The following is an 8,142-nucleotide window of genomic DNA, read 5'->3' on the forward strand; positions in this document are numbered from 1 at the left end:
CATGGTTGAGCGCTAACTCAGCTGAGGACTTTGCTGCACCTTTGGCGGAAGCTTGTCACCAATCAACTGCAACGGCCCAGTGCCACTGTAACGATCCAGCAATAAATAAATCACAGGCGTAATAAACAGCGTGATCACTTGAGAAACTAATAATCCGCCAACGATCGCCACGCCGAGCGGTTGGCGCAACTCCGCACCAGCACCCAGGCCTAAGGCAATAGGAATCGCTCCCATCAAGGCCGCCAAAGTGGTCATCATAATTGGTCTAAACCGTAAAATACAGGCAGTACGGATCGCCTCAACCGGACTCAAACCCTGGCTACGCTGGGCGTCTAGTGCAAAGTCAATCATCATAATCGCGTTCTTCTTAACGATACCAATCAGCATCAAAATACCGATTGTGGCAATCAGCGTCAGTTCGAAACCAAAAATACGTAACGCCAATAAAGCGCCAATCGCGGCCGATGGCAAACCCGCCAAAATCGTGATCGGATGAATATAACTTTCATACAGTACGCCGAGCAAAATATAAATCACAGCAACCGCCAACACAAGCAAAACAACCTGACTACTTTGTGATGATTGAAACACTGCGGCGTCACCTCCGTAAGTTGCAATGATACTGGCGGGAAGACTCAACTCTGCTTTAATCAGATCAATCTTTTGACTGGCGTTGCCAAGTGGCACGTCCGGTGCAAGATTGAAGGAAATGGTGACCGCCTGTAATTGCCCTTGATGATTCACCGAAAGCGCTGTCGGTTCGCGCTTCACGGTGGCCACGCTGAGCAAGGGGACCAAGATGCCGGTTTTACTTCGCAGATAAATTTTGCTGAGATCGGCCTCATCCTGATGACCGGAATTGTTGCCTTGTAAAATAACCTGATAACTATTACTGCTGGTGAAAATCGTGGAAACCTGACGGTCGCCATAAGCGCTGTAAAGTGCGGTACGAATGTCATCAATCTGAACACCAGCATCATTGGCGCGATCACGGTCAATGTTAATGCTGGCTTGCAGACCATTCATTTGAGAGTCACTGGTAACGTCGCGGAACATTGAATCAGCGCGCATTTTTACTTGTATCCGTTCTGCCCATTCGGTCAACTCGTCAGCGCGCACGCTTTGTAGCGTGTATTGATAGCGACTCTTACTGGAACGACCGCCGAGACGCAAATTTTGTACCGGTGTCATATATACCGCCATGCCGGCTACACCACTCAATTTTGCACGGAGTCCCTCCAATACTTGATCCATGGTCGCGCGGTCCTTGCGGGCTTTCAAACCAATGAACAACGAACCACTATTGGTGCCGCTGACGCGCGAAGTCACACTCTCAACATTGACGTCTTTTCCGATAATTTCTGAAGCATTGCGTACCATGTTAACCATGGCCGGATACGATATATCTTGCGGCCCTTCAACCGTAGCGCCGATCTGTCCGATATCTTCTGTGGGGAAAAAACCTTTGGGACTTGTGGCAAATAAAACGCCGGTTAGAACAAATGTTGCGACCGCGCCACCCAATACCCAATGCCGATGCATCAAACACCAATCGAGACCGCGCGTATAGGTATTCAGTACCGCGTGAAAACCGCGTTCAAAGCCCTTACTTAACCAACCATCTTGCTCGTGATTTTGATGTTTTAAATAACGGCTGCACAACATTGGCACCAATGTCAGGGACACGACCGCTGAAACCATAATCGCCAATGAGACGACAGCAGCGAATTCATGAAACATCAAGCCTATCACGCCAGGCATAAAAAAGATCGGGATGAAGACCGCGACCAGTGAGATGGAAATAGAGATGATCGTAAATCCGACCTCTTTCGACCCTTTAAGCGCAGCAGTCATCGGGTCCATTCCCTGCTCAACATAACGGACGATATTTTCAAGCATCACAATGGCGTCATCCACCACCAGACCAACCGCGATCGTAATTGCCAGCAAGGATATGTTGTCCAGACTATACCCAAACCACAACATCAATGCACAACATCCAATCAATGAAATCGGCAGCGAAAGTACGGGAATTACCGTCGCCGACAAGCGCTTCAAAAATAGAAAAATAACTAATATAACCAACACCACCGTCAGCAACAATGTGTGTTTAACGTCGGCAATCGCATCTCTGATTGAGACTGATCTATCGTTTAATATATGTACGTTAATTGACGCTGGCATTTGCAACTTAAATTGCGGTAAAGTGGCCTTTACCGCATCCACCACCGCTACCGTATTAGCGTCGGGCTGACGCTGAACGGCTAGTACGATGGATGGTTCGCCATTCACCCAACTTCCGCTTTTGGTGGATTCGACGCTATCTTCAACCTCGGCCACATCTTTGAGGCGCATGCTGGAACCATCCTGGCTTTTGATCACCAGATCAGAGAATGCTGCCGCGTTAGCCAATTGCTTATTGGCCTGAATAGTTAAACTTTGACGTGGTCCATCCAATACCCCAACCGGACTATTCGCGTTCGCCGCTTTGATGGCAATCGCTAATTCGTCCATGGTCATGTTACGTGCGGCTAATTGATCCGACTTCGCTTTCACGCGCACTGCATAGCGGCGTTGGCCATACACCGCCACCTGCGCAACACCGGCGATGGTCGACAGCGAAGGCGAGATCAGATTTTCTGCGTAGTCATTCAAGTCCGCTAAAGAAAGCGACGGAGACGTCAATCCCAGCAATAACACTGCCGCATCAGCTGGATTGACTTTGCGATAGGCCGGTAAAGAGGTCATCTCCACAGGCAAATTGCGTTGGGCACGCAAGAGTGCCGCCTGCACATCGACTGCTGCCGCGTCGATATCACGGTCTGAGTTAAATTCCAGCGTGATGGACGTGCTGCCTAGCGTATTGGTTGAACTGATAGTCGCCAGCCCCGGAATCGTCGAAAATTGTTTTTCCAATGGCGTCGCCACCGATGCCGCCATGATTTCGGGACTTGCACCGGGCAATGACCCGCTGACGTTAATCACCGGCGTGTTGTAGCTCGGTAGCGCCGCGATCGGCAGTTTCGAATAGGAAAAAACGCCAAGTACGACGATCGCCACCGATAACAGCACGGTCATTATGGGGCGACGGATACACAGTTCGGAGATATTCACATTAATCTTTTCTGCTCATTAGATCGGACCAACCATATTTCGGCCATGTTCGGATTTCTACCAGACTTTAGTTCGGGAATGCGCCACTTCTGCATTTTTGCTTTTCGCTAAAAAAGTGAGTTGGCACTAGCTACGTTCAGAGCAATGAAATCAAATAGCCACTTCTGGCCCCGTTGCTGGCGGTTTCGTCTGCGATTCTTTGACTAACACTCCGGAGCGCAAGTTTTGCATGCCCTCAATGACCACGCGGCTACCTACCGTCAAGCCAGTCACAGCGGCGTGCCCATTTGTAATTTCAGTGACCTCAAGCGCTTGCATTTTGACCGTGTTATCCGCACTAACCAAATAGACAAACTTGTTGGTTGGGCCTGTCACAACAGACTGCGCAGGAATAATCACAGCGTCGGTCAACGTCCGTGAAACCAGACGTACGTTAACGTATGTGCCGGGCCACATAATGCGTTTGGCGTTGTCAAACTGCGCTTTCATGCGAATAGTGCCGCTTTGCGTATCGGCCGTATTATCGATAAAAATCAATTTACCAACCAACTGTTGCGTAGCGGATATTTGCACCGTGACCGGTGCGTCACCATTTGGATAACTGGCTCGGATCGATTGGAGTTCTCTTTCCGGCAGTGAAAAGCTGACTGCTATCGGATCCAGTTGAGATATCGTAACCATCGCCACGCCGCTTGGCTGGGCCAAACTGCCCGGATGCACGCTGATAGCGCCGATGCGACCGCTTATACTGGCCTTAATTTGATTAAAGCCCAAAGCAATACTACTAGACTGAACCATGGCCTGATCGGCTTGCACCACACTACGCAGAGAGTTAACTTTGTTCGTCGCGCTATCCACCACCGCTTGCGAGACAAATTTTTGTACCAGCAAATCCTGATTGCGCTTTAACACCATTTCCGCGTCATTCAGATTAGCTTTATCCATCGCCAGTTGCGCCCGGGCCTTATCCACGCCAGAAGTATCGCTACGCTCATCGAGGGTAAACAGAAGCTGGTTGGCCTTGACGTCCTGCCCCTCGCGTACATGAACCTGTCGTACTACGTTTTGTATTTGTGGGCGGACGTCTACAGTATTGATAGCGGTAACATATCCGTTGGCCGCTACCGTAATCGGTATGGTTTTTTGTTCTGCTATGCTGGTTCTGACCATTTGCGGGGCTTGTTCACTGACTTGAGCAGTGCCAGAAGGTTTTCCGCGAAGGCCAAAATAACTAGCCGAACCGACCAATGCCAGTCCCGCTAAAATAAGAGAATACTTATAGGAGACGCGCATAGGAGGATTCTGAAAAGTGTAGATGCGACCAAATTGAAATATCCTGCAAATATAACGCAAAATAAACAATAGAAATAAACAAACGGACTGAAGCCAGCAACTTTTTAGTTGCAGACCGATCCTGTGATAATCGTTATTATTTAAGACGTAGGATGCACAAACCAGCAATGACAACTTAATACTGGTGATGCAATTCTCAGCTAAATGAAGCTTGGCCAGCGCTCAAGCACGTGCGGAAAGAGAATATAAAGAATATAACAAGAAAAACCGCGAGAAATTAAGAGGCGAGCCTTGTCTGCGGCACTTGCGGGAAATAGCTGTGGCTGCTTCGTTCCCGACCTGACCAGATTCACCATGCCACAATGCGCAGGGGCCCGCCAGCCCAGATTGTACCGCATCATCGACAAATGGAAGCTTTTTTTTCGTGGTAACGCTGCCTCATCAAAAATTCAATTGAATGCAACCGGCTAGAAGCGGGTTGTCGACAGCCTATAAACCCATCTCTTGCCAAATTTGGTCCACGCGCGCCTTTACCTCTTTCGTCATCGAAATAGTTGTCCCCCATTCGCGCGTCGTTTCACCGGGCCATTTATTCGTGGCGTCAATCCCCATCTTGCTTCCTAAGCCACTGACCGGAGAAGCGAAATCCAGATAATCTATCGGCGTGTTATCGACCAGCGTGGTATCGCGCAATGGATCAACCCGTGTCGTGATCGCCCAGATTACTTCGTTCCAGTCGCGAATATTGACATCCTCATCGACCACAATAATAAACTTGGTGTACATAAACTGCCGCAAAAAACTCCACACGCCAAACATCACACGCTTGGCATGACCGGCGTACGCCTTCTTGATTTGAACCACGGCCATGCGGTAACTGCATCCTTCCGGCGGCAAATAAAAATCGATTATTTCAGTAAACTGTTTTTGCAATAATGGAATAAAAACTTCATTTAACGCCACGCCGAGTACGGCTGGCTCATCGGGCGGTTTACCGGTATAAGTCGAATGATAAATCGGTGACGGGCGCATCGTAATACGGTCAATCGTAAATACAGGAAAATAATCTTGCTCGTTGTAATAACCGGTGTGATCTCCGAACGGCCCCTCAAGCGCCATTTCATAGCCAGAAGGATGATTGGGGTCTGGATTGATATGGCCTTCCAGCACAATTTCTGCCGAAGCCGGAACGCGCAATTCAGATCCAACAGCTTTTACCAACTCGGTGCGACTGCCACGCAATAATCCTGCAAACTGATATTCAGACAAGCTGTCCGGAACCGGCGTCACGGCTCCTAATATAGTAGCGGGATCGGCGCCGAGCGCGACCGCTATTGGATACGGTTTGCCGCCAGTGGCAATTGCATGCTCACGAAAGTCAAGCGCACCACCGCGATGCGCCAACCAGCGCATGATGACCTTATTCCGCGACAGCACTTGTTGGCGGTAAATACCAAGATTCTGACGTTTTTTATGCGGCCCTTTAGTAATCACCAGGCCCCATGTAATTAATGGTGCAACATCCCCTGGCCAGCAATGCTGAATTGGCAATTTTGCGAGATCAACATCGTTACCTTCCCAGACTATTTCCTGACATGGTGCCGAACGACGCTCTTTAGGCGCCATATCCCATAGCGATTTCACTAAAGAGCCCAGGCCCAATAAATCCTTAAAATCCTTTGGAGGCTCTGGCTCTTTCAAGCGTGCCAAAACGTGCCCAATACGACGCAACTCGCTGACATCGTCGACCCCCATACCCAACGCGACACGTCGAGGAGTTCCAAATAAGTTACCCAAAACCGGAATTGTGTGGCCAGTGGGGCTTTCAAATAGCAATGCCGGACCGGACGCGCGAAGGGTCCGATCACATATTTCCGTCATTTCAAGAAAGGGAGAAACGGGGACAGAAACACGTTTCAACTCTCCTAACTGCTCCAACTTGACAATAAAATCACGTAAATCGGTATATTTCATGGGTTTTGAGTGTTTCTATTTGTGAAGCCTACAATTTAAGCATTTCAGCCAAGCCATTGATTCTATTGACTTTTACCCCCGTACACCTGCAATCATTAGATTTAAAAGTAATAGAATCTATGTTCTATAGTGTTGACTTGATATAAACCGCCCCCTACAATGCGCGGCAGTCTAGGTGAAGTCAACAGGGGTCGAAACGCCCTTTCCACCGCATTTTCAGCTCTCACCACACACGGGATTTGGGGTCCCAAATATCATTTTTAAACGATGATATTTTAAGGAATGTAGCAAAAGGCATCAGCCTTCCCAAAAAATTTGTTTGCAACTGGTCGGCACATTAAACCGAATGTGATTTTCCTAACCACCAGTCGACTGCAAACAAAACGTTGTTTTGCGCCATATATAAGTAGGAGCCTTTTCAGGCTCAAGGAAGCGCCAAGCGATATTGATTACGTTGTATGCGGGATTTAGCCGATGTTTTGGCTTATGCGCCCATTTGGGCCGCTGCATGCAACGCAACGATACAGGAGGTTCAATTTGTTAGCACGATCAATAAAAGTAGGAACTACAAGGGTCAGAGTCGGCCCTCATCAAACACCGTTAGATGCAGTAAAACAACTAGGCACTCAATCTGCCAGTCTGACAGTAAATGCACTATCGACTGCCCGGAGCACCGTAAGCGACGTCATTGGTAGCACTGGCATGGCAGGTATGGCTGTGCTAATGGTTGGACTGATTTCCGTTATCGGTGTAACAACCTTAGTCGCAAAACCAGAGTTAGTCGACGGATTTAAAGGTCTTTCGGCATTTATGCCGACTAGCCAGATACGGTCTGCGCTGCCAGCGGTATCAGCAGTCGATGAGAGCGATGTGGTTGATACTGAAGCGCGTACCGCCAATAATCTGGCTGCAATCGCTGAGACAGTGGCGCAGAACCCGTCAAATCAGCCTCAATTGGGTAAAGCAAAGAGCCCAATTATGAAAACGTCGGATGCGCATCAGCAACAGTGGGTCACCAACTGGCTGTCAAAACGTTATCGCGTGGCCAGTGACGCGACGAATATGTTTGTCAGCACCGCGTACAAGACTGCTAAGGAAACCAAACTTGATCCGCTTCTGATTTTAGCCGTGATGGCGATCGAATCGGGATTGAACCCGTTTGCCGAAAGTCCTGTTGGCGCGCAAGGACTCATGCAAGTAATGTCAAAAGTTCATCAAGAAAAATTTGAGAACTTTGGTGGTGTAAAAGCGGCCCTTAATCCAGCTGCCAATATTAAGGTCGGATCGCTCATCCTGAAGGATTACGTCGTTCAAGGCGGCTCAGTTGAGGCTGGTCTAAAACGTTACGTTGGTGCGGCGGCTTTTGCCAATGATGGCGGCTACGGCAGTCGTGTACTTGCCGAGTATCGTCGCCTGCAAGATGTTGCCACAGGGAAAAACGTATCCTCGCGCGGTGCCGTGGTTCCGAACTTCGCACCAAAACAACGTCCTGTGCACGTTGTGACGCAAGCGCCGGCGACTACTCCTGATGAGGTGAGTACAATGCCGGCAGAAGCAGCCGCAGATGTCAAAGACTTCAAACGGCATCAATCGGAATCAACATCTGATCATAATGCTGTTATTTAAACTTGGTTTGGCCTGAAAAATTGGGCCACCATACAAAATATGGTGCGCGGTCAATAACAGTAAGCGTATTCCCACGGCCGTCTCGATAAATTCCGGCAGAGAAATTCAATCGGCAAGAATTAGCGGGCTATCGCC

Annotated in this window: 4 protein-coding genes and 1 other RNA gene; 1 reads left to right on the forward strand and 4 read right to left on the reverse strand. The window is 48.9% G+C overall.

Annotation, left to right across the window (positions count from 1 at the left end; translation table 11 throughout):
• Nucleotides 1–12: 12 nt before the first annotated feature.
• The 4 genes from QN379_RS18705 to ubiD all read right to left on the reverse strand — a co-directional run bounded on the left by QN379_RS18705 (nt 13) and on the right by ubiD (nt 6,381).
• Nucleotides 13–3,114: an efflux RND transporter permease subunit gene (locus QN379_RS18705; RefSeq protein ID WP_323507287.1), complete on the reverse strand. Its 3,102-nt coding sequence runs from the start codon at nt 3,112–3,114 to the stop codon at nt 13–15.
• A gap of 150 nt (nt 3,115–3,264) precedes the next feature.
• The gene (locus QN379_RS18710) at nt 3,265–4,407 is read right to left on the reverse strand and encodes an efflux RND transporter periplasmic adaptor subunit (RefSeq protein WP_323507288.1); all 1,143 of its coding nucleotides are present in this window, start codon (nt 4,405–4,407) and stop codon (nt 3,265–3,267) included.
• A 280-nt stretch (nt 4,408–4,687) separates the two neighbouring features.
• Nucleotides 4,688–4,786: signal recognition particle sRNA small type (ffs, locus tag QN379_RS18715), an RNA gene on the reverse strand.
• A gap of 110 nt (nt 4,787–4,896) precedes the next feature.
• Nucleotides 4,897–6,381: a 4-hydroxy-3-polyprenylbenzoate decarboxylase gene (gene ubiD / locus QN379_RS18720; protein WP_323507289.1), complete on the reverse strand. Its 1,485-nt coding sequence runs from the start codon at nt 6,379–6,381 to the stop codon at nt 4,897–4,899.
• A 537-nt stretch (nt 6,382–6,918) separates the two neighbouring features.
• On the opposite strand from ubiD, the gene QN379_RS18725 reads away from it, so the two are divergent.
• Nucleotides 6,919–8,007, forward strand: a complete 1,089-nt coding sequence (locus QN379_RS18725) for a lytic transglycosylase domain-containing protein (protein ID WP_323507290.1) — start codon at nt 6,919–6,921, stop codon at nt 8,005–8,007.
• Nucleotides 8,008–8,142: the final 135 nt, after the last annotated feature.

Origin of the sequence: Glaciimonas sp. Gout2 (assembly GCF_035018905.1) — a bacterium.
Lineage (GTDB): Bacteria > Pseudomonadota > Gammaproteobacteria > Burkholderiales > Burkholderiaceae_D > Glaciimonas.